The organism is Frigoribacterium sp. CG_9.8, from assembly GCF_015751965.1.
GTDB lineage: Bacteria > Actinomycetota > Actinomycetes > Actinomycetales > Microbacteriaceae > Lacisediminihabitans.
Genome location: NZ_JADOVH010000001.1, coordinates 514,780 through 536,039 on the forward strand (window position 1 = coordinate 514,780; position 21,260 = coordinate 536,039).

16 protein-coding genes are annotated in these 21,260 nt (G+C 64.1%); 10 read left to right on the forward strand and 6 right to left on the reverse strand.

Annotated features, from left to right (window positions below):
* Positions 1–63: 63 nt before the first annotated feature.
* A complete protein-coding gene (gene fdhA, locus IWX88_RS02635) occupies positions 64–1,278 on the forward strand; it encodes a formaldehyde dehydrogenase, glutathione-independent (RefSeq protein ID WP_196826869.1) in 1,215 nt (404 codons plus the stop codon).
* A gap of 166 nt (positions 1,279–1,444) precedes the next feature.
* Here the strand turns inward: fdhA and IWX88_RS02640 are convergent, their stop codons facing one another.
* The 3 genes from IWX88_RS02640 to IWX88_RS02650 form a co-directional block, all read right to left on the reverse strand.
* Entirely contained in the window at positions 1,445–2,233 is a 789-nt protein-coding gene (locus tag IWX88_RS02640; RefSeq protein ID WP_370568139.1) for an SDR family NAD(P)-dependent oxidoreductase, read from the reverse strand.
* Between the two features lie 106 nt (positions 2,234–2,339).
* Complete coding sequence (gene sufU, locus IWX88_RS02645) at positions 2,340–2,789, reverse strand: Fe-S cluster assembly sulfur transfer protein SufU (RefSeq protein ID WP_196826874.1); 450 nt, start codon at positions 2,787–2,789, stop codon at positions 2,340–2,342.
* Positions 2,790–3,027: 238 nt separating this feature from the next.
* Positions 3,028–6,159, reverse strand: coding sequence for a glycoside hydrolase family 2 TIM barrel-domain containing protein (locus tag IWX88_RS02650; RefSeq protein ID WP_196826876.1), 3,132 nt, complete (start codon positions 6,157–6,159; stop codon positions 3,028–3,030).
* Between the two features lie 258 nt (positions 6,160–6,417).
* Between IWX88_RS02650 and cofG the strand changes: the two genes are divergently transcribed.
* The 3 genes from cofG to IWX88_RS02665 are packed head-to-tail and all read left to right on the forward strand — an operon-like array spanning position 6,418 to position 11,209.
* Positions 6,418–8,823 carry a 7,8-didemethyl-8-hydroxy-5-deazariboflavin synthase CofG gene (gene cofG / locus IWX88_RS02655; RefSeq protein ID WP_196826878.1) on the forward strand — a complete coding sequence of 802 codons (2,406 nt, stop codon included), beginning with the start codon at positions 6,418–6,420 and terminating at the stop codon, positions 8,821–8,823.
* Positions 8,820–9,719, forward strand: a complete 900-nt coding sequence (locus IWX88_RS02660) for an alpha/beta fold hydrolase (protein WP_196826880.1) — start codon at positions 8,820–8,822, stop codon at positions 9,717–9,719. Before cofG ends, IWX88_RS02660 begins: the two co-directional genes overlap by 4 nt.
* On the forward strand, positions 9,716–11,209 hold the full coding sequence (locus IWX88_RS02665) for an NAD(P)/FAD-dependent oxidoreductase (protein WP_196826882.1): 1,494 nt from the start codon (positions 9,716–9,718) through the stop codon (positions 11,207–11,209). The genes IWX88_RS02660 and IWX88_RS02665 overlap by 4 nt, the downstream gene beginning before the upstream one ends.
* Positions 11,210–11,245: 36 nt before the next feature.
* Here IWX88_RS02665 and IWX88_RS02670 read toward each other — a convergent pair whose 3' ends face one another.
* The 3 genes from IWX88_RS02670 to IWX88_RS02680 form a co-directional block, all read right to left on the reverse strand.
* The gene (locus tag IWX88_RS02670; protein WP_196826884.1) at positions 11,246–11,686 is read right to left on the reverse strand and encodes an OsmC family peroxiredoxin; all 441 of its coding nucleotides are present in this window, start codon (positions 11,684–11,686) and stop codon (positions 11,246–11,248) included.
* A 56-nt stretch (positions 11,687–11,742) separates the two neighbouring features.
* A complete protein-coding gene (locus IWX88_RS02675) occupies positions 11,743–12,186 on the reverse strand; it encodes a MarR family winged helix-turn-helix transcriptional regulator (RefSeq protein WP_196826886.1) in 444 nt (147 codons plus the stop codon).
* 75 nt (positions 12,187–12,261) lie between these two features.
* A complete protein-coding gene (locus IWX88_RS02680) occupies positions 12,262–12,807 on the reverse strand; it encodes a TetR/AcrR family transcriptional regulator (RefSeq protein ID WP_196826888.1) in 546 nt (181 codons plus the stop codon).
* 100 nt (positions 12,808–12,907) lie between these two features.
* Here IWX88_RS02680 and IWX88_RS02685 point away from each other — a divergent pair, with 100 nt between their 5' ends.
* From IWX88_RS02685 to IWX88_RS02710, 6 genes are all read left to right on the forward strand, one after another.
* Positions 12,908–14,467: an MFS transporter gene (locus tag IWX88_RS02685; protein WP_196826890.1), complete on the forward strand. Its 1,560-nt coding sequence runs from the start codon at positions 12,908–12,910 to the stop codon at positions 14,465–14,467.
* 35 nt (positions 14,468–14,502) lie between these two features.
* Positions 14,503–15,597, forward strand: a complete 1,095-nt coding sequence (locus tag IWX88_RS02690; protein WP_231368736.1) for a LacI family DNA-binding transcriptional regulator — start codon at positions 14,503–14,505, stop codon at positions 15,595–15,597.
* Between the two features lie 216 nt (positions 15,598–15,813).
* Entirely contained in the window at positions 15,814–17,118 is a 1,305-nt protein-coding gene (locus tag IWX88_RS02695) for an ABC transporter substrate-binding protein (protein WP_196826892.1), read from the forward strand.
* Positions 17,119–17,129: 11 nt separating this feature from the next.
* The gene (locus IWX88_RS02700) at positions 17,130–18,083 is read left to right on the forward strand and encodes a carbohydrate ABC transporter permease (RefSeq protein ID WP_196826894.1); all 954 of its coding nucleotides are present in this window, start codon (positions 17,130–17,132) and stop codon (positions 18,081–18,083) included.
* Positions 18,083–19,024, forward strand: coding sequence for a carbohydrate ABC transporter permease (locus IWX88_RS02705; RefSeq protein ID WP_196826896.1), 942 nt, complete (start codon positions 18,083–18,085; stop codon positions 19,022–19,024). The genes IWX88_RS02700 and IWX88_RS02705 overlap by 1 nt, the downstream gene beginning before the upstream one ends.
* A gap of 47 nt (positions 19,025–19,071) precedes the next feature.
* A complete protein-coding gene (locus IWX88_RS02710; RefSeq protein WP_370568140.1) occupies positions 19,072–21,204 on the forward strand; it encodes an alpha-galactosidase in 2,133 nt (710 codons plus the stop codon).
* Positions 21,205–21,260 lie beyond the last annotated feature (56 nt).

Sequence of the window (21,260 nt, forward strand, 5' to 3'; positions counted from 1 at the left end):
AAATCGGCCTCAATAGGCTTTTGTAGTCAGTGAAATGTTTTTGACGATCGAGGAGGATCTTTCATGGCCGACAACAGGGCAGTCGCATACAAATCACCGGGGATAGTCGAAGTCATCGACGTCGACTACCCGGAGTTCGAGCTGAAAGACGGACCGGGTGTCAACCCCGATAACGTCGGCCGTAAAGTACCGCACGGGGCAATCATCCGCACGGTCGCTACAAACATCTGCGGCTCGGACCAGCACATGGTGCGCGGGCGCACCACCGCTCCGGCAAACCTCGTGCTCGGTCATGAGATCACCGGTGAGGTCGTCGAGGTAGGGCCGGGCGTCGAGTTCGTGAAGGTCGGGGACATCGTCTCTGTGCCGTTCAACATCTCCTGCGGCCGCTGCAAGAACTGCAAGGAGCGCAAGACGGGCATCTGTCTGAACGTGAATCCTGATCGGCCCGGCAGTGCCTACGGCTATGTGGACATGGGCGGATGGGTCGGCGGTCAAGCCGAGTTCGTGCTCGTTCCGTATGCGGATTGGAACCTGCTGGTCTTTCCTGACCGCGAGCAGGCGCTCGAGAAGATCATGGACTTGACCATGCTGTCAGACATATTTCCGACCGGATTCCATGGCGCATTCTCTGCCGGAGTCGGCGTCGGATCGACGGTCTACGTAGCCGGAGCCGGTCCCGTCGGGCTCGCCGCCGCGACATCCGCAATGCTGCTCGGAGCGGCTGCAGTCATCGTCGGCGACATGAATGCTGACCGTCTCGCGCAGGCACGGAGTTTCGGATGCGAGACGATCGACCTGTCGTCCGGCGAAATCGCGGCGCAGATCGAACAGATCCTGGGTGTGCCGGAGGTCGACTGCGGAATCGACGCGGTCGGCTTCGAGGCGAAGGGGCACCACGGCGGGCAGGAGGCACCCGCGACGGTGCTCAACTCGCTCATGGACATCACCGCGGCGGGAGGCGCCATGGGCATTCCCGGGCTCTACGTCACCGGTGACCCGGGTGGTGTCGATGAGAGCGCCAAAAAGGGATCCCTCTCGCTGAGCCTCGGCACCGGCTGGGCAAAGTCGCTGTCATTCACCACCGGACAGACCCCGGTGATGAAGTACAACTACGGCCTCATGCAGGCGATTTTGCACGACCGGGTGCACATCGCGAAAAATGTGAACGCCAAGGCGATCTCACTAGAGGATGCCCCGCGCGGTTATGCGGAGTTCGACGCCGGGGCCGCGACGAAGTACGTGCTGAACCCGAACGGGTATCTGGACGGCAAGTAGCCGACCGGTCCGCTGTTCCTGCTCGGGTGGTGGTCGGCCAACACGCTGTTGGTCGGCTGCCACCCGGCTTTCTGCCCGCTCGCTGCCAACATCCTGCCGGGAAGTGAACGCACCGCACGGGTCTGGATGCTAACCACTGCGCTGACTACTGCGCACGTTGGGCTGCCTATTGCGCACGTTGTTCGGCAACGCTGTTCCCGCCATCGACCACAATCGACTGGCCGGTGACATACGAAGCACCCGGGCTGGCCAGCCACGCGACGACGGATGCCACCTCTGCCGCAGTTCCGCTTCGACCCACCGGTGTTCGCAGCCCCTGCTCGTATTCGTCGGGCAGTTGCGAGCCCGTGGCGATCCACCCGGGTGCGACCGCGTTCGCCGTGATGAGATGCGCGGCCTCGTCAACCGCGAGTGCGCGAGTGAAGCCGACCATTCCCGCCTTAGCCGAGGCGTAGGCGAGGTCAGCGCGCGACGCCATCACCGGCCCGCTGACGCTGGACACGTTGATGATCCGCCCCCACCTGACGTCGCGCATGCCGGGGATCATTGCTCTGGTCAGCAAAAATGCAGTTGTGAGGTTCATGGCGATGGCTCGATTCCACAGGTCGAGGCTCATGGAGATATCGCCGCTGTCCATACCGGCATCGCCCACCGAAACCATGCCAGCGTTGTTGACCAGGATGTCGGGAATGAGCTGCGCCTGAGACACAGCAGCGGCCAATGCCGACACCGCCTCCTCGGTCTCCAGTCGGCTGACGAATCCGAAGGCGTCGACCCCCGCGAGCCGCAATTCGGCAACGCGCTCGAAGACCCGATCGGTCGTCGACGTGACAATCACACGTGCTCCCAGGCCGCCGAGCTCTGTGGCGGCTGCGAAGCCGATACCGGCCGGGCCACCGGCACCGCTGACGAGGGCGGTATGTCCGGTCAAATCGAATGCGGCGGGGAGGGTCACGCGCTCAGTGTGCCACAGAACATGCCGTGAGCAAGGCATCCGCCCGGGCTGTGCAGGTGGCTCGGGCTGTTCGGGTTGTTCCGGCTGTTCGGGTTGTTCCGGCGGCTCAGGCGGCGCCCGCAAGCATGATCGCCTGCTCGCCAGCAACCCAGGCGAGCATCGCGCACTTGACGCGGGCCCCATAGCGCGACACCCCACCGAGTGCGACCGCATCGCCGAGCAGCTCTTCGTCTGGCTCGATCGTGCCCCGTGACCGCATGGCAATCCGAAAGAGCTCGATGCGTTCCTGCAGTTCGGCGGTCGTCAGACCGGGCCCGAGGTCGGAGAAAAGCGAAGCCGAAGCCTGGGAGATCGCGCATCCGTGACCCTCCCAGCGGATGGCGCGGATGCGATCCGTACCCGGATCGAGATGGAGTTGCAGGGTGATCTCGTCTCCGCAGGTGGGATTGACCTGGTGCGATTCGCCGGCGGCATCCTTCTCAAGGCCTCGTCCGTGGGGGCGGCGGGACAGGTCGAGGATGACTTCCTGGTACAGAGACTCCATGGCTGAACTCATGCGCTCACCGGTGCGACCACCGCGTGGGTGCCGAGCGAGACCGCGCCGCACGAGACCGCGCCGCACGAGACCGCGCGGGGTCCGTGGTCAGCGGCGCAGGTGTCCGGGAACACTGGCGCGGTGATGGGGGACATGGTGAACGGCCTCAGGTTTCTCTCACTTCAATGCTAACCGCGTGTTCGAGCCGAGGCTAGGCGAGCCGAGTCGATGCGGATTCCGGTGACCCAGCCGCACGGGTTCAGCTGCTCCCTCGATGACTCCCGGGCAGGCCGCTAAATCGCAATTGCAGTGTTCGCGCCTCCGGTCGCAGGGCGTGCGTCGGCCAGACGTCGACACCGCACGCTCGCGAGCCGAGTCCGTTTTGCGCCGCATCGATGTACAGATATGTTCTCGTCGGCGTCGGCAGTTCATGAGGATGCCCCGCTGCCGAAACTTCTTCTGCGGTGTGACGGGTAACGCTGAAGCCGGGACGACGGCCGCGATGATCCGGGATCGCCTCGATGGCCAGGCTTCCGGCTGATCCGGTCAGTTGCAGCTGCCGCAGCCCCGGCCGATGCCCGGTCTCCTGTGGACGGGAATACGGCACGTTCAGGTCATCGACCGCGCTCGTGAAACTGCCGACCCGAGCCGCATTCGCGCTGTCCGGATAGGACTCGAGCGGCCCCGTGCCGAACCAGCTCGCGCTCTCCAGGCCACGGGGGAGAGCAAACCGAATTCCGAGGCGCGGCCAGACAATATCCCAGCCGGAGGATGGTTCGATCTCCACTGTCAGCAGAAGCGAGTCGTCGAGTGCCTGCCAGCGCGCAGTCGTGTAGACGCTCTCCCGGCTGGCTGCCGAAGACCAGCGACGCAATTCGCGGATGCCGCTGAGCCCGTGCTCCCGCTCGACGATGCGACTGGTGAGGCGGTCGAGCCCGGCAGAACGCCAGATTTCCGCGAGGGCGGGGGAGGGGAGTCCCCTGTCGTGCACCGTGGGATCCGCAAGGTCATAGCTGCCCGGGCCGGTGCGGAGGTCGTTGTCAGTGGGGGCACGGAACAGACTGAGCTCCGGTCCATCGATGGCCAGTCCATCGATGTGGGTAAGGCGGCTGTCGTCGAAGGAACCAATTGCCAGGGTGCGGACTCCGGATGTCGCGGTGCCGACGCTCCATCGCGGGAGCCTCGACGCGGGCAACGAGCGCGCGGTCACGTCGTGCTGTCCGAATGCGAGCACATGGCTGGCATCGGCCCAGTCCGTCTGCGAACGCAGCCGCGCCTCAACGGTCAGCCAGCTTTCGCCGTCCGGCTGAATTTCGAGAGCTGGCAGGTCGACCGAGATCGTTTCACCGGCCTCGAGCGCCGCAACCTCGAGTGTGCCGGACCCCGTCTCGATACCGTCGCGCTCCAGCCGCCAGATGAATTCCACATCGTCGGAACCGAGCGAGTGCCGCATGCTGCGGATCTCGATACCGCCTGTTGGGATACCGCTGAGATCCGAACCAAAAGCGAACCGGAACGGCGCCACCACCGCCGCGTACTCCGCAAGGCTCGGCATCGGGGTGTCATCCGAGAGGATCATGCCATCCATCACGAAGTTGCCGTCGTGCACGACCTCGCCAAAGTCACCTCCGTAGCCGAAGTACTCGACCCCCTCTGGTGTGCGGGTGCGGATTCCGTGGTCCCGCCACTCCCAGACAAAACCGCCGTGCAGCCGCGGGTAGCGGTCTACGAGACCTTCGTACTGGTCGATGGCGCCCGGTCCATTGCCCATCGCATGAACGTATTCGCAGTGCAGGAACGGCTTGGAGCGCTGTCGGGCAGATTCGGCGGCCGAGCATCCGAGAAGCAGCGACGTGTCATCGCGGCCGATGGACTCGGTTTCCGGCACCGAGGGATACATCCGCGAGTAGATATCGGTGTACGCGCCGGCGTAGTCGCCCTCGTAGTGCACGGGGCGATCCGGATCGCGGTCGTGCACCCAGGCGGCCATCGCCGCGAGGTTTGCTCCCGTGCCGGACTCGTTGCCGAGAGACCAGATGACCACGCTCGCGTGGTTCTTGTCGCGCTCGAGCGTGCGTTCGATCCGGTCGAGATAGGCACCGCGCCAGTCCGGATCGTCACTCGGATTCGCGGCCCAGGCACCCGCGCCCGTGCTCGCGTGGCCCTGATCCCGCGCGGTCAGTCGGCTGGTGCGTGCGGCGGCGGCGGCGGGATCACCGGTCCAGTCGTTACCGGCACCCCCGGCCTCGAAGCCGTGGGTCTCGAGATCGCATTCGAGCACCACCCACAGTCCCAGCTCATCCGCAAGATCGAGCAGTCGCGGGTGCGGCGGGTAGTGGCTGGTGCGAATCGCGTTGACGTTGAATCTCTTCATCAGCGCCAGGTCTTCGCGAGCGTGCGCTTCGTTGAAGACGCGTCCACGATCGGGGTGCGCCTCATGACGGTTCATGCCGTGGAAGACCAGCCGGCGACCATTGGCGAGCAGCTGGTCACCGACGATCTCGATGGTGCGAAAGCCCAGCCGAAGACTGATCTTCTCGGCGGATGTCGAGACCGTGGCCTCGTAGAGTCGTGGCGACTCGGCCGACCACGGTTCGACGCTCGTCAGCGGGATCGGCGCGACCGAGTCCTCATCCGCCCACTGCATATCCACTCCCAACTCCGGCACCTCGAGGCGCACCGGGTACGCGCCGGGATTCGCGCGCACCTCCGGATCGATGAATCCGCGACCATCCCGCCACGATGTTCGCAACCACACATCGTCGATGCCCGCCAGCGGCAGCGCACTGAGGGAGACATCTCGGAAGATTCCCGGCAGCCACCACTGATCCTGGTCCTCGATGTAGCTGGCATCCGACCACTGGTGTACTCGAACGGCGAGCACGTTCTCTCCCGCGGTCGCGAAGTCGGTGACGTCGAACTCGTGGGCGAGACGGCTGCCTTTGCCGACGCCGATCTCGTGCCCGTTCCACCAAACGCGGAAGGCGGACTCCACCCCGTCGAATCGCAGGACGAGGCGCGCCCCCGCGCTGAAATCGACCGGAAGCTCGACGGTGCGCCGGTAGTCTCCGGTCGGGTTCGCATCCGGAATGTTGGGCGGATCGACCGGGAACGGAAACTGCACGTTGGTGTAGATCGGGAGCCCGTATCGACCGTCGCCCACCAGCACCCAGGACGCCGGAACGGCAATGCGATCCCATGACTCCACGTCGGTCGATGGTCGCGCAAATGCGTCGGAGTCTTCGCCGGTCGGCTCTGCGCTCGGCAGCAGTCGAAACGACCAGTCGCCGGCAAGATCGAGCTTCGGGGCATCCGAATGCAGCCATGATCGGGCGATGCGTCCGCCGAATCCCGGCGAGCGATCGGTGAGATAGTCGGGGGAGAGAGTCATCGTCATTCCTTCACACTGGGGTCGCCAACCGTTTGCACGCCCCGCCAATTCTGGCACTGACCAGGGCCACAGTTCGAAACGTCGATCGTGTCGGGCGGCACCAGGCGAGGTGAGGGGTGCGCGTAAGCTGTCACAGAGTCGTCATCGGGCCTGGATTTAGGCTGTTCGCGTTCTGCTGAGCGCTGGTACCCCTCACTCTCCTGGAGGACTCCCCTGCCGCACACTTCCGTTCCTGAAACGACCGGGCCTTACCTCCCTGTGCCTGACCTCGGTGCGGCGCTCGGGCGCCTCGAACGCTCGGAGGTCATCGACCAGCGTGACGCCGAGCTGTTGTTCGGTGCGCGAGGCGACGAACTCGAGCGACTGCTGGCGGTCGCCTCGCGAATGCGCGACGACGGACTCGCCCGATCCGATCGCGCCGGCGTCATCACCTATTCGAAGAAGGTCTTTCTCCCGATCACGCAACTCTGTCAGGACCGCTGCCACTACTGCATCTTCGTCGACACCCCCGGCGGGCTCGCCAAGCGCAACATCCCGGTATTCATGTCGCCGGAGGAGATTCTCGAAGTGGCCCGTCAGGGTGCCGCGATGGGCTGCAAAGAAGCGCTCTTCACCCTCGGTGACCGCCCGGAGAACCGGTGGCCGAGTGCACGCAAATGGCTCGACGACCATCGCTTCGAGTCCACTCTCGACTACATCCGGGCCATGGCAATTCTCGTGCTCGAAGAGACGGGCCTGCTTCCGCATCTCAACCCGGGGGTCATGTCGTGGGCGGAGTTGCAACGGCTTCGCCCGGTCGCACCATCGATGGGCATGATGCTCGAGACCACGGCCACCCGCCTCTGGTCTGACAAGGGCGGCGTGCACTACGGTTCGCCCGACAAGGATCCTGCCATTCGCCTGCAGGTGCTCGAAGACGCCGGCCGCTCGCGAATCCCCTTCACCACCGGTGTGCTGCTCGGGATCGGCGAAAACGATGCGGAGCGGGCGGACGCGCTGTTCGAGATCCGCCGGTCGCATGAACGTCACGGTCACATCCAGGAGACGATCGTTCAGAACTTCCGGGCGAAGCCGCGCACGGCCATGCAAAACGAGGCAGACCTCGCACTGCAGGAGTATGTGGCTGCCGTCGCCGTTGCTCGCGTCGTGATGGGCCCGGATGCCACGATCCAAGCTCCACCGAACCTCACCGATGTGCAGGAGCTCGGCCTTCTGCTTCGGGCGGGAATCGACGACTGGGGAGGGGTGAGCCCACTGACCCCGGACCATGTCAATCCCGAACGCCCGTGGCCGGAGCTCGAAGCCCTCGCCCGGCTCACCCGCGATGGCGGGTTCGAACTTCGCGAGCGTCTGACGGCACATCCCCCCTACATCCGTGACGAGGAAACCTGGCTCGATCCGCGGCTGCGCAGTCAGGTGCATGCCCTGACCGACCCGCATACCTGGCTCGCCCGACAGGATGCGCCGGTTGCGGGACGCCCGTGGATCGCCGCGGCTCCGAGCCGCGCTGGCACTCTCTCCGACCTGCTCGACGTGGCCGAACTCACCCCCGCCTCCCTCACCGACTCCGACTATGTTGCCCTACTTGGGGCGCGCGGCGCCGACCTCGAGCGCCTTGCCACTATCGCTGACGAGCTGCGTCGATCCACCGTCGGTGACGACGTCTCCTTCGTGATCAATCGCAATCTCGACCTCTCGCTGTTCGATCCCTCGCGCTCGACTCCGGGATCCCTCGATCTGGCGCTGATTGGTCAGCTCGCCGACGAGGCACAGTCGCTGGGTGCGACCGAGATCTGCCTGCAGGGAGCGGTGCCGGATGCTGCGGGCGACGCCCACTTCGACATCATTGCTGCCATCCGCGATGCCCAGCCCGAGCTGCACATCCACAGCCTCAGGCCGGTCGAGATCGCCAACGCCGCCGCCCGGCTGGGGGTGAGCATCGGCGAATTCATCACCCGGATGCGCGCGGCCGGAGCGAACAGTATCCCCGGCACCGGGGCGCGCATCCTCGATGATCGCATTCGTGCCGTACTGAGCGAGAATACCGACCCGCCGGTCAAATCCTGGATCGAGGTGATCAGCACCGCGCATTCGCTCGGCCTCGGCACGACCGCAACCATGGTGTACGGCCATATCGAGTCGCCGGCTGAGCAGGTGGCCCACCTACGGCTTCTGGCCCGAATGCAGGATGAGACGGGCGGCTTCACGGAGTTCATCCCGATGCCATATATGCCGCTCGAGGCCTCCTCCCGAGTTGCGGCACTGGCCGGCCCTAGCCCGAGCCTGCACCAGAGCCGCGCGCTGCACGCGGTCGCCCGGCTGATGCTTACCGGTCGGATCGATCACATCCAGGCGGCCTGGACCAAGCTCGGCCTAGCCGGAGCAGAGGCCGTGCTTCGCGGGGGAGCGGACGACCTCGGCGGCCTCCTGCTCGGCGGAACCCTCCAGCGCACCGCCGGTGCGGAAGCCCATCGCGAACTGTCGCTGATCGACGTGAGGGCGATTGCTGTCGAACTCGGCCGGCCATTGCGCCAGCGCACGACTGACTACGCCACGGTGCGGTGGATCGCGCCGCGTGAATCGCCCCGCGCCGTTTCGATGCTGTCGCTCGAACACCGCTCCGCGGCCCCGGCGCACGATTCGGCGCTACGGTCGGCACCATGAGCGCTGCTGCTGCTGCCGTGGCCGCCACTGGTCCGACCGCTCAGACCGTGATTGTCGAGGGTGTTCCTGTGCACTGCACACTGGCGGGCAGCGACCCGAACGGCAGCGACCCGGTCGTCCTGCTCCCCGGCGTTGGCGGCACCACCGCGAGTGATTTTGAATTCCTGCTTCCGCTGCTCGCCCGCACCCGCCGGGTGCTGGCCGTCGACTTGTTCTACGGCGCCGCCGAGGCAACGGGTCTCGACGGCCTCCTCGATCAATTGGCGGGGGTGCTGCGCCAGGTGCTCCCCGGCCGCACGGTGATCCTCGTCGGATTCTCGGTCGGCGCGACGGTCGCGGCAGCCTTCACTGCACGAAACCCCACAGCCCCAAACCCCACAGCCCCAAACCCCACAGCCCCAAACCCCACAGCCCCAAACCACTCCGTCGCATCACTGGTTCTGGTGACTCCCGTACCGCGGGCATCGAATCGACACCGGATGCTTGCGGCGCTGCGCTCGGACATTAGCGTGAACCATCCCGAGGCGCTCCGCAGCCTCGACCTGTTCTCCGCCTACAGCTCGACCTTCCTGCAGCTAAACAGCCCCGAGCCGTTTCTGCCGGGTGCGAATACCGTCGCCCAGCTTCACCTGTTTGCCACCTGCGACCTGACGGCGGTGCTGCCGCAGATCACCGTTCCCACGCTTGTGGTCGGCTGCACCAAGGATGACCTCGCGGGCGTCGAGGCGGCCCGCCTGCTCTTCGCCTCATTGCCGGACGCCCGCTACACCGAGATCGACAGTGGTCACGCGGTGTTCGTGGAGCGCCCGGCTGAAATACTCGCGATCATTCGCGAATTCGTCTCTCATCCGGTGAGTCATCCTGCCGGCTCCATGCTGGAAGCAGCGCGGCCATGATTGGGCTGCAGCCCGTCGAGGTCGACACCATAATCGTGGGATCGGGGATGGGTGGCCTCGGCATGGGCATCCGGCTGGCGCGCGAGACGGAGCGCTCGTTCCTCATCCTCGAGCGGGCGCATGACGTCGGCGGCACCTGGCGCGACAACACCTATCCCGGTGTCGCCTGCGATATCCCGTCACACCTGTATTCGTTTTCGTACCGCACCAAGAGCGATTGGGGCCAGTTCTACGCGGATGGCGCCCAGATCCATCGTTACCTGCAGGATGCCGCCCGCCAGGAGGGCCTGCTGCCGCACTTGCGATTCGGCACCGATGTGCGCCAGATGCGTTGGCAGCCCGATGTGGCGCGCTGGCAGCTGGACACCACGACGGGCAGTTACCGCTGCCGGGTGCTCATCATCGCCGCAGGTCGGCTATCGGAGCCGCGGATCCCCGAGATCCCCGGGCTCACCGGTTTCGCCGGGCCGGTGTTCCACTCCTCTGCGTGGGATCACAGTGTGGAGCTCGCCGGCCAGCGCGTCGGCGTGGTCGGCACCGGGGCATCCGCAATTCAGATCGCACCGAATATTGCGCGCGTTGCCGAGTCTGTCGTGCTGTTCCAGCGCACTGCCGCCTATGTCGTACCCCGGGCGGACCGCACCTATTCCGACGCGGAGATGCGCCTGCTCGCGCAGGTTCCCGGCGAGATTGAACGGCTGCGGTCCCAACTCTTCTGGGAGGCCGAAGCCGGTTTTGCCAAGCGCGTCGGCCTGCCCGCTGCCGTTGCAGAGTTTCGGGATGTCGCACTCGGACATCTCGCATCGCAGGTATCCGACCCCGAGTTGCGCGCCCGGCTGACCCCGAGCTACGAGATCGGATGCAAGCGGGTCGTGCTCTCTGACGAGTTCTACCCCGCACTTTCGACCGGTGCCGTGGCATTGGAGCCGTCGGCGCTTGACTCCCTGCACAGCCACCGCGCCACGGCGGCAAGTGGCGCTGAATACGAGCTCGACGTGTTGGTCTTGGCCACTGGATTCCACACGACTCAGCCACCGTTCGCGACCCGGGTATTCGGCCGTGAGGGTATTGCGCTATCGGACCGATGGAGCCGGGGCATGGTCGCGCACGCCTCGACCACCGTGGCTGGATTCCCCAACCTGTTCGTAATCGACGGACCCAATGCGAGCCTCGGCCACAATTCTGCCGTGCACATGATCGAAACCCAGATCGGCTTCATCCTCGGTGCACTTGATCATCTTGAGCTCGTGAATGCCGATGTGCTCGAAGTGGGCAGGGAAGCGGAAGACGCGTGGATGAGCGAAATCGACCGACGCAGCGCAAGCACGGTCTGGCTTACCGGGGGTTGTTCGAGCTGGTACGTGGATGATCGCAGCGATCGCCTCACGCTGCTCTGGCCCGACTTCGCCTTCGCCTTTCGAGACGAAGTCGGCACATTCGACCCCCGGGGGTACCGCGTCAGTCGCGCACCGGTTGCAGTGGCGCACTGAGACCAACGCGGTCCCGCGGGGGAGGCGAATCGCGCTCTACTCGTCGAGCTGGGCGTCGAGCGTGATCTCCACGCCGGTGAGAGCCTTGCTCACCGGGCATCCGGCTTTGGCCTCGTTCGCGGCCGTGAGGAAGGTCGCACTGTCGACCCCGGTCACCTCTCCGCGCACGGTGAGATGGATACCGGTCAGGCGGAACCCGCCGGCCGGGTCTGCGCCGAGAGACACGTCGGCCTTCACGTCAAGGGCTTCGATTGTGCCTCCGGCGGCACCGAGCACCGCGGAGAACTGCATGGCGAAGCACGCGGAGTGAGCGGCGCCGAGCAGTTCTTCGGGGCTGGTGAAGCCGTTGGCTTCATCGGCGGCCCGTTTCGGGAAGGAGACGTCGTAGGTACCGATGCCGGAGCTGGTGAGCTCGACCTGGCCGCTGCCGGTTTCGAGGCTGCCGTTCCAGGCGGTGCGTGCGGTGCGAGTTGGCATTGATTTCTCTTTTCTTCTCAAGGTGGGCGGTGTATCCGCCCGGTTCGGTGGGAGAGCTAGTGGGTGCGAACGTGATCGGCTATCGCAGTGAGCGTTTTCTGCAGGGAACGGATCTGTTCGAGGTCGATTCCGGTGGCTAGGCAGATCTGCTCGGGGATCGCCGCGGCAGGGCCGCTCAGCGCACTGCCTGCCGCTGTCAGCGAAATCTGCACGCTGCGCTCATCATCGAGACGGCGCGAGCGAGTAATCAACTCGGCTTTCTCCAGCCGTTGAAGGAGGGGTGAGAGCGTTCCGGAATGCAACTGAAGCCGTGTACCGAGGTCGGACACCGTGATGCTTCCGGTCTCCCAGAGCACGAGCAGCACAAGGTACTGCGGGTAAGTGACGCCGAGCGGCGCGAGCAGGTCCCGATAGCTCACGGTGAGGGCCCGCGATGCGCTGTAGAGCGCAAAGCAAATCTGCTCATCGAGCCGGGGGGCCGATGTTGTGGTGAGAGCCATAGCCCTCACTCTAGTCTGTCGAGCACAATCATGTTGTGCACGATGTAGTTGCACTCTCGATTTTGTCGAGTGCGATCAGCCGTTGTTTGGATCGCGGCGTTCGGCGATCATCCGGCGTAGAAACTCGGTCACGTCGAGTTCTTCACGGAACGAACCGCCAGCCGTTGTCGATTCGTAGTAGAGCCCATCGGCCATCAGCATTGCGGCGCGGGCCAGGATGGGGTCCCCGAGGTCGTCGCTCAGAAGCTGCCAGTAGCGCTCGCGGATCGCCGAGAACACGTCGCGTGCGCGGGGGATGCTCGCGGCGAGCACGCCCACGGCCAGGGAGGCGCGGTCGAGGGGGCTGTGGAGATATTCGGCGAGCTCGATGTAGTACGCCGCGGCTCCACCGGGGGAGCCCACCATCCGCTCGTATTCTCCTTCGACGAGCAGTTCGAGCCGATCGATCAGCGCCGCGTCGAGTGCCCCCCGCGACCCGAAGTGGTAGAGCAGACCACCCTTGGTGAGGCCGGCCCGCTTGGCTACCTCATCGAGACTCGAGCCATGACCATTGGTCTCGATCAGAAGTTCCTGGTACGCGGTCAGTACGGTCTCCCGCGCGCTATCGCGGTGCTGGGTCATGAATGTTCCTTACGATCAGGCAATTTTACTGCACCCCTTGGTATAGTACTGAAGTGTTGTACTAAAAGGTACAGTAAAATTTTTACCGAACGTGATCGCCATGACTTATCCCGTACCCGCTTCGACCGCAACACCGAATAGGGCGAATTCTCGCCAATGGACCGCCCTCGTTCTGCTGATGCTTCCGGTGCTGCTCATCTCGGTGGACAACACCGTGCTCAGTTTCGCCCTCCCCGAAATCAGCCGAGAACTCCGGCCGAGCGGCACCACGCTGCTCTGGATTGTCGATATCTATCCCCTCGTGCTCGCCGGTCTGCTCGTGGCGATGGGTACCCTCGGCGACCGCGTTGGCCGCCGACGTCTTCTGCTCATCGGATCCACCGGCTTCGCACTGATTTCCGCTGCTGCTGCCTTCGCGCCGACCGCCGAGCTTCTCGTGCTCGCGCGCGGGATGATGGGGCTCTTCGGTGCAGCCCTCATGCCCTCGACCCTGTCACTGCTGCGCAGTATCTTCCTCGACCCACGCCAGCGCACCCTCGCAATCGCCGTCTGGGCAGGCGGGTTCGCCGCCGGATCGAGTCTCGGACCGATTGTCGGTGGCATCCTGCTGCAGCACTTTGCCTGGGGATCGGTCTTTCTCCTCGCCGTGCCGATTCTGATTCCCCTCCTGGTATTCGGGCCATGGCTCATCCCCGAATCCCGCGACCCTCAACCGGGCCGCATCGACTACCCGAGCATTGTGCTTTCCCTCCTTGCGCTTGCTCCCCTCGTGTTCGCGGTCAAGAGCCTCTCCCATGACTCGATCACCGTGGTCGGGGTGATCGCACTGCTTGTCGGGGCTGTCTCGACGGTCATTTTCGTGCTCCGTCAGAGGCGTATTTCGAATCCCCTTCTCGACCTCGAGCTCTTCGCCCACGGCCCCTTCGCCGGCTCTGTTCTCGCCAACTTCCTCTCGGTCTTCAGCCTGGTCGGATTCCTGTTCTTCATCTCCCAGCACCTCCAGCTCGTACTCGGACTCGAACCGCTTGCCGCCGGGCTGCTGCTCGTTCCCGGTGCCGTTGTCGGTATTGTCGCCGGTCTCCTCGCCGCGGTCGCGGTGCGCAGACTGGCGCGGCGCGCAGTGATCATCATCGGGCTCCTCACCACAACCGCGGGTTTCGTCATGATCATCCTGCTGAGAAACGACCTGAGTGCGCTCAGCGTCGCAATCGCCTTTTCGGTGTTGTCGATTGGTATCTCCACCGCTGAAACGATCTCGAACGACACGATTCTCGGGTCGGTTCCGCCGGAGAAGGCGGGGGCCGCATCCGGAATCTCCGAGACGGCATATGAACTCGGGGCTGTGCTCGGAACCGCTGTGCTCGGAGCAATCCTCTCCGCTTTCTATCGCGCCAACGTGGTGGTGCCGATGCTGCCATCCTCGGCGGATGCTGCCGCTACCGGTGCACGTGAGACCCTCGGTGGCGCAATAGCCCTGTCTGAGACGCTGCCGCGAGCCACGGCGACACCGCTTATCGGCTCGGCGCGGGCCGCTTTCGACAGCGGTGTCGGCGCGACATCCGCAATCGCTGTTGTTTTACTGCTCGTCGCGGTGGTGGTGATTCATCGGTCGATGCGGCCCGTTCCCGTGCTGCCACGCGAGTCGATTTCCGGCCAGTGACCGCGCCGATAGTAGGATTTTGCGAATTGGCGTAGATGACTTCCATACAACGCCGCATTCCCACCTGTCGAACTGGCGAGGCGTCTCACTGGCGTGGCGTCGAAATGGATGCCATGCGCTCACCGCACGAGGATCGCCCCTCGATTACGCGCAAAGATGTGGCGCTGCATGCGGGAGTAAGCACCGCTGTGGTGAGTTACGTCGTCAACGAGGGACCCCGCAACGTGGCTCCGGCGACCCGCGCCCGCGTGCTCGAGTCGATCAGCAGTCTGGGCTATCGACCGAACGCAGCGGCCCGCGCCCTCAAACTCGGGGTCAGCGAGCTCGTCGGACTGGTGCTCTCCGACAACGCGAACCCCTACTTCGCGGAGTTCTCCCGAGCGATCGAGAAAGCGGCGACCGACGAAGGACTGTCGGTGATCTTCACCAACTCTGCCCTGGTGCAGGGCCAGGAACACATGCAGGTGCAGAAGCTCGTCTCGCGGCAGGTCGATGGACTTCTGCTTGCCAGCACGGAGGACGACCCGAACCTCACGAGCGCGAAGGAAGCCAACGTGCGGGTCGTCATGCTCGACCGATCCGAGCCGCTGCGGGGATTCTCCAGTGTCGGAGTGAACTTTCGTGAGGCATCACGGATTGCAGTGGAACACCTGATCTGGCACGGGCACCGCAACATCGGGCTGGTCTCTGGTTCGCCGGGAGGACTGACCACGTCGGCACGCGAGCAGGGCTGGGCGGATGCACTACGGGCGGCCGGTCTGCCCCTCGGCCCCATCGTGCGCGGCGAATGGGGGCGCAACGGTGGATACCAGTCCGGCCTGGAACTGCTCGCCGATCCCCACCGTCCGACCGCGGTTTACGCGATTTCCGACCTTCAGGCGATCGGTCTTCTTCGCGCTCTGCATGAGGCGCATATCGACATTCCGCAGTCCATGGCTGTCGTCTCCTTCGACGGCTCGTCGGAGTCGGAATACAGCTGGCCACCGCTCACGGTGATGCGCCAGCCGGTTGACGAGATGGCTCGCGCCGCGATTGCCGCTCTCGGTCGGCCGGCCGACGCGACGCCGGAGCATCGATCGTTTACTGCCGAGTTCATTGTGCGTCAATCCTGTGGCTGCCTGCCGATCTAGCGGCCGGCAACATCTCGAACAACATCACGAAATGATGGCGTTTTGCGTGTCAGATCTACTCCAGTAGACGCGCAGCGGCGACCGGCGTATAGTGAACCCACCGGCAGCTTCCTCACGTGCACTATTTCCTCGTTCCTGGTCAGATGCATGACCCGAGGGCCGGTTCGTACCTGTCCTGACATTCACAGCACTGCACATTACAAAGGAGTAATACCGATGACCTCAGAAAAGTTGGGCGCTCTCGCACAGATCGGCAACAGCAATCTCAATCGGCGGGCTCTGCTTTCCGGTGGAATGGGCGTAGCAGCCATCAGCATGCTGGCCGCCTGCAGCCCGGGTGGCAGCACCCCGGCGAGTGGCTCCAAAACCACGACATTCGGATCCGGTTCCTCGGATGACGTTCCGAAGCGGGCGTATGCGGCCGTTGTCGAGGCGTTCCAGAAGAAGTCCGGCGACACGGTCAAGACCAACACCGTTGCGCACAACGACTTCCAGAACAACATCAACACCTACCTGCAGGGCAGCCCGGATGACTCGTTCACCTGGTTCGCCGGCTACCGCATGCGCTACTACGCCGGTAAGGGCCTCGCGGCTCCGATCGACGACGTGTGGGACAAGATCGGTGACAACTTCAGCGAAGGCCTTGCGAAGGCATCCACCGGTGACGATGGCAAGAAGTACTTCGTGCCGAACTACAACTACCCCTGGGGCTTCTTCTACCGCAAGAGCGTCTGGGCGGCAAAGGGCTACACCGTGCCGACCAAGTTCGACGACTTGATCACCCTCTCCAAGCAGATGCAGGCCGATGGACTTGTGCCAATCGCGTTCGCTGACAAAGACGGCTGGCCCGCGATGGGCACGTTCGACTACATCAACATGCGCACGAACGGCTACAAGTTCCACATGGACCTGACGGCGCACAAGGAATCCTGGGACCAGAAGAAGGTCAAGGACGTCTTCGACAACTGGAAGCAGCTTCTGCCCTACCAGTCGCCGAACGCCCTCGGCCTCACCTGGCAGGAAGCGGCCCAGCTGCTCGGCGAAGGCAAGGCGGGCATGTACCTGCTCGGCTCCTTCGTGACCCAGCAGTTCACCGATGCTGCAGTGCTCGCTGACATCGACTTCTTCCCGTTCCCGGAGATCGCGATGGAGGGCATGACGGCGGTCGAGGCCCCGATCGACGGATTGATGCTCTCGAAGAAGGGCGGAACCAACGCGGCCGCGAAGGCGTTCCTGTCGTTCCTCGGTACCCCGGCCGGCCAAGAGGCCTACTTCTCGGTCGACAAGTCGAACCTCATGACGGCAAAGGGCGCCGACACCTCCGGATACAACGAGTTCAACAAGAAGCTCGCGGATGTTATCGGCAACGCCAAGTCGATCAGCCAGTTCTTCGACCGGGATGCGCTTCCGGCCATGGCGAACAACGTCATGATCCCCGCGCTCCAGGGCTTCCTGAAGGACGGCACGATCGATACGGCAAACCTCGAGGCGCAGGCAAAAGCGCTGTACGCCGCCCAGTAAGAGAAAGCATCATGGCCGACACCACACTCGGCGCATCGGCACCGGCCAGGGGAGTCACCTCTCCTGGCCGGCTCCGCCGCCGCTACAGCATGCTCACCCGCCGCGACAAGATCGTGCTCGGGGTAATGGTGGCAATCCCCACCCTGATCGAGATGGTGCTGATCTGGATTCCCACTGTGCTGTCGGTCATCCTGTCGTTTGTGCGCTGGAATGGCCTCGCCCTTTCCGACATCCGCGCGAATGGCGTCGCCAACTACACCTACGTCTTCCGGGATTACCCCGACTTCTGGCCTGCACTGCAGCACAACGTGCTCTGGCTGGTGTTCCTGGCCGTGATCGCCACGCCGATCGGACTGTTGCTCGCGATCCTGCTTGACCAGAACATCCGCGGCACGCGCATCTACCAGAGCATCTTCTTCGCACCGGTGATGCTCTCGCTTGTGCTGATCGGCGTGATCTGGCAGCTGTTCTACTCGCAGAACAACGGACTGCTGAACTTTCTTCTCGGCACCTCCGGCACCCCCCAGGCAATCGACTGGTTTGGCAATTCGAATGTCAACATCTGGGCAGCTCTGGTTGCGGCCACCTGGCGGCACGCCGGCTACGTGATGATCCTCTACCTGGCCGGCCTCAAGGGCGTGGATCCGTCCCTCCGCGAAGCGGCATCACTCGATGGCGCAAATGCGATGCAGACCTTCTTCCGAGTGGTCTTCCCGGTTATGCGACCGATCAATATCGTCATCGTCGTGATCACGATCATCGAGTCACTTCGTGCGTTCGACATCGTCTACATCATCAACCGCGGCACGAACGGCCTCGAGCTCATCAGCGTGCTGGTAATCAAGTTCCTCGTCGGTGAGGGGCAGGTGATCGGCGTCGGTTCGGCCCTCGCTGTGATCCTGCTGGTCGTCTCGCTTGTGCCGATCGTCGCCTACCTCAGTCGAACCTTCAAGAAGGACGCCTAATGTCTGAAGTCACCACGCGGAAGCCTCCGGCTCCCGCTCGATCAGGACCACCGGCCAGTGGATCGGCAACACGTTCCAAGCCCGGCTCGATCACGCGGCCGCGGTACGGCATCCACCTGTTCCTCATCATCATGTCGATCATGTGGCTGATTCCCACGGGATGGGCGCTCTTCACGGCGCTGAGGCCGAAAGCGGACACGGATAAATACGGCTACTTCAATTTCAGTGGGTCGTTTAATTTCGACAACTTCGTCACCGCCTGGAACCAGGGTGGGTTCGCCACTCTCTTCACCAACTCCGCGATCCTCGTGGTGCCCACAGTGCTGCTCACCCTGCTGTTCGCCTCGATGATGGCGTTTGCCGTGAGCCGATTCACCTGGAAATTCAATATCACCCTGCTCATCATGTTCACGGCCGGCAATCTGCTGCCCCCGCAGGTACTCGCCGCTCCCCTGTTCGAGATGTTCAAGCACTTCGAACTGCCCTACAGCATCAGCGACTCGGGCAACCTTCTCAATACTTATTTCGCGGTCATCGCGGTGAACACCGCGTTTCAGATCGGATTCTGCACCTTTGTGCTCTCCAACTACATGAAGGCCCTGCCTCCGGATCTGACCGAGGCTGCATTCGTCGATGGTGCGGGCATCTGGCGCCAATACTGGTCGATCATCATGCCGCTCACGCGGCCGGCGCTTGCGGCGCTCGGCACTCTCGAGGTCATCTTCATCTACAACGACTACTTCTGGCCGCTGCTCTTTATCCAGAGCGCTGACAAGCTACCGGTGACCACCGGGCTCAACAACCTCCAGGGCCAATTCCTCTCCAACTACAACCTGCTCGCAGCCGGGGCGATCATCACGGTCATCCCCACACTGATCATCTACCTGGCACTTCAACGCCAATTCGTCGCCGGGCTCACGCTCGGGGCAAGCAAGGGATAACGAATGCTCGCACTCTCGCCCCGACTCACTTCCGGCGGAGCTACCGCGTGAGCGGCTCGGTCAATCTGCGCGGGATCGTCAATCTGCGCGCCGGGGGCTCAGCCTTCGTGCTTGATCTCTCCGGTGTGGCACCCGTCATCGTGCACTGGGGTGCCGACCTCGGTGAGCTGCTTCCCGCCTCTTTTCCGGTGAGTCCGGTTGCGCACTCCGCGCTCGACCAGCCGTCCGCTCAGGAGTTGGTGCCGCAGGCATCGAGCGGATGGCGCGGCCGCCCCGCCCTCGAAGGTCACCGTCCCGGAGGGCGAGCCTTCTCTGCCGCACTGGTAACCACCGGCTCACGCGCTCTTGCACCCGATGGCCACGAGGTCACTCTGAGCGATGACTCTGCCGGCCTCGCGCTCACGGTCGAGATCCACCTCGGAGAAGAGGGGATGCTGCGCATTCGTAGCACCGTGCAGAATCTGGGCCACGACGACTACGCCCTGCAGTCGCTCAGCACCACCCTGCCGACCGGCCTCGGGGCGGCGGAGATCCTCGACCTGACCGGCCGCTGGTGCCGAGAGCAGCATCCGCAGCGCCAGTCGGTTCGCCAGGGCACCTGGCTGCGGGAGTACCGTCACGGTCGCACCGGCCACGACTCGTCGCTGTTCACCGCGGTGGGCACCGCCGGTTTCGGCAACCGTTCCGGCTCGGTCTGGGCCACGCACTTCGGCTTCAGCGGCAACAGGGTTACTTCAGTGGAGAAGACCCCGAGCGGACCGGCCCTCATCGGCAACGCCGAGCTGCTTGGCAACGGCGAGATCGTGCTCGGCGCGGGGGAGTCATACGAAACGCCGTGGGCCTACGCATCCTTCTCCGCCCGCGGACTTGACGGTGTTACCGATACCTTCCACCGCTGGTTGCGGTCGCGACCACAGCATCCCGTAAGCGTTCGCCCCGTGGTACTCAACACCTGGGAAGCGGTGTATTTCGATCACTCCCTCGACGGACTTATCGAGCTCGCGGATCGCGCAGAACTCCTCGGTGTCGAACGGTTCGTGCTCGATGACGGCTGGTTCCGGCACCGCCGTAATGACCAGGCTGGCCTCGGTGACTGGTACGTAGACGAGGGTGTCTGGCCCGATGGCCTCACCCCACTGATCGACGCGGTACGTGCCAGGGGAATGGAGTTCGGCCTGTGGGTCGAACCCGAGATGGTGAACGAGGACTCCGATGTGATCCGTGCTCACCCCGACTGGATCAGCGGTGCCGGTCTCGGCCGTACCCCTGTTCAGTGGCGGCACCAGCAGGTGCTCGACCTGGCGAATCCGGATGCCTTCGCTTACATCTTTGACCGCCTCGACGCCCTGCTCACTGAGAATGCGATCTCCTACCTGAAGTGGGACCAGAATCGCGACCTCACCGAGATGGGGCACGGCGGAGTCCCCTCCGCCCATAAACAGACTCTCGCTGCCTACCGGCTGATCGACGATCTGCGACGCGCGCATCCCGAGGTGGAGATCGAGAGCTGCTCCTCCGGCGGCGCGCGGGTTGACCTCGGCATCCTCGAGCGCACTGACCGGGTGTGGGCATCCGACTGCAATGACGCCCTCGAGCGGCAGACGATCCAGCGTTGGACCGAGGCCATTCTTCCTCCGGAACTCGTGGGGACCCATGTGGGCCCGACCACCTCCCATACAACGGCCCGCATTCACTCCCTGTCGTTTCGGGCGATCACTGCCATGTTCGGCCACTTCGGTATCGAATGGGATGTACGCACCCTCGACGAATCGGAGCTGTCGGAGCTCAGTGAGGCGGTCGTTCTCTACAAGAAACATCGCGCACTGATCCACTCCGGAGTCACTGTGCACGCCGACATCGTGGACCCCGCATATCTGTTGAGCGGTTCCGTCGCTCAGGATGGCAGCGAAGCGCTGTATTCGTTTGTCAGCGTGGCCACGTCCTTCGACGAGACGCCGGGCCGGATGGGATTCCCCGGCCTGAATCCGGACACCAGCTACGACGTGCATGTGGTTTTTCCCACAGCGAGCTCCCCCTACAGCGATCGAGGCAGTGCCGGTTGGATCCCCGGTGGATTCAGCGCGACCGGGCGGTTTTTGGCCGAGGTGGGGCTTCCGATGCCGATCCTCCATCCGGAGCATGGCGTGCTGATTCACCTGGTCGAGACCGCTGGCGCCTAGCCGAGTCTTCGGGCCATCGAGTTCGACTGATCTCATCGGTCAGGGCTGCGAAACGC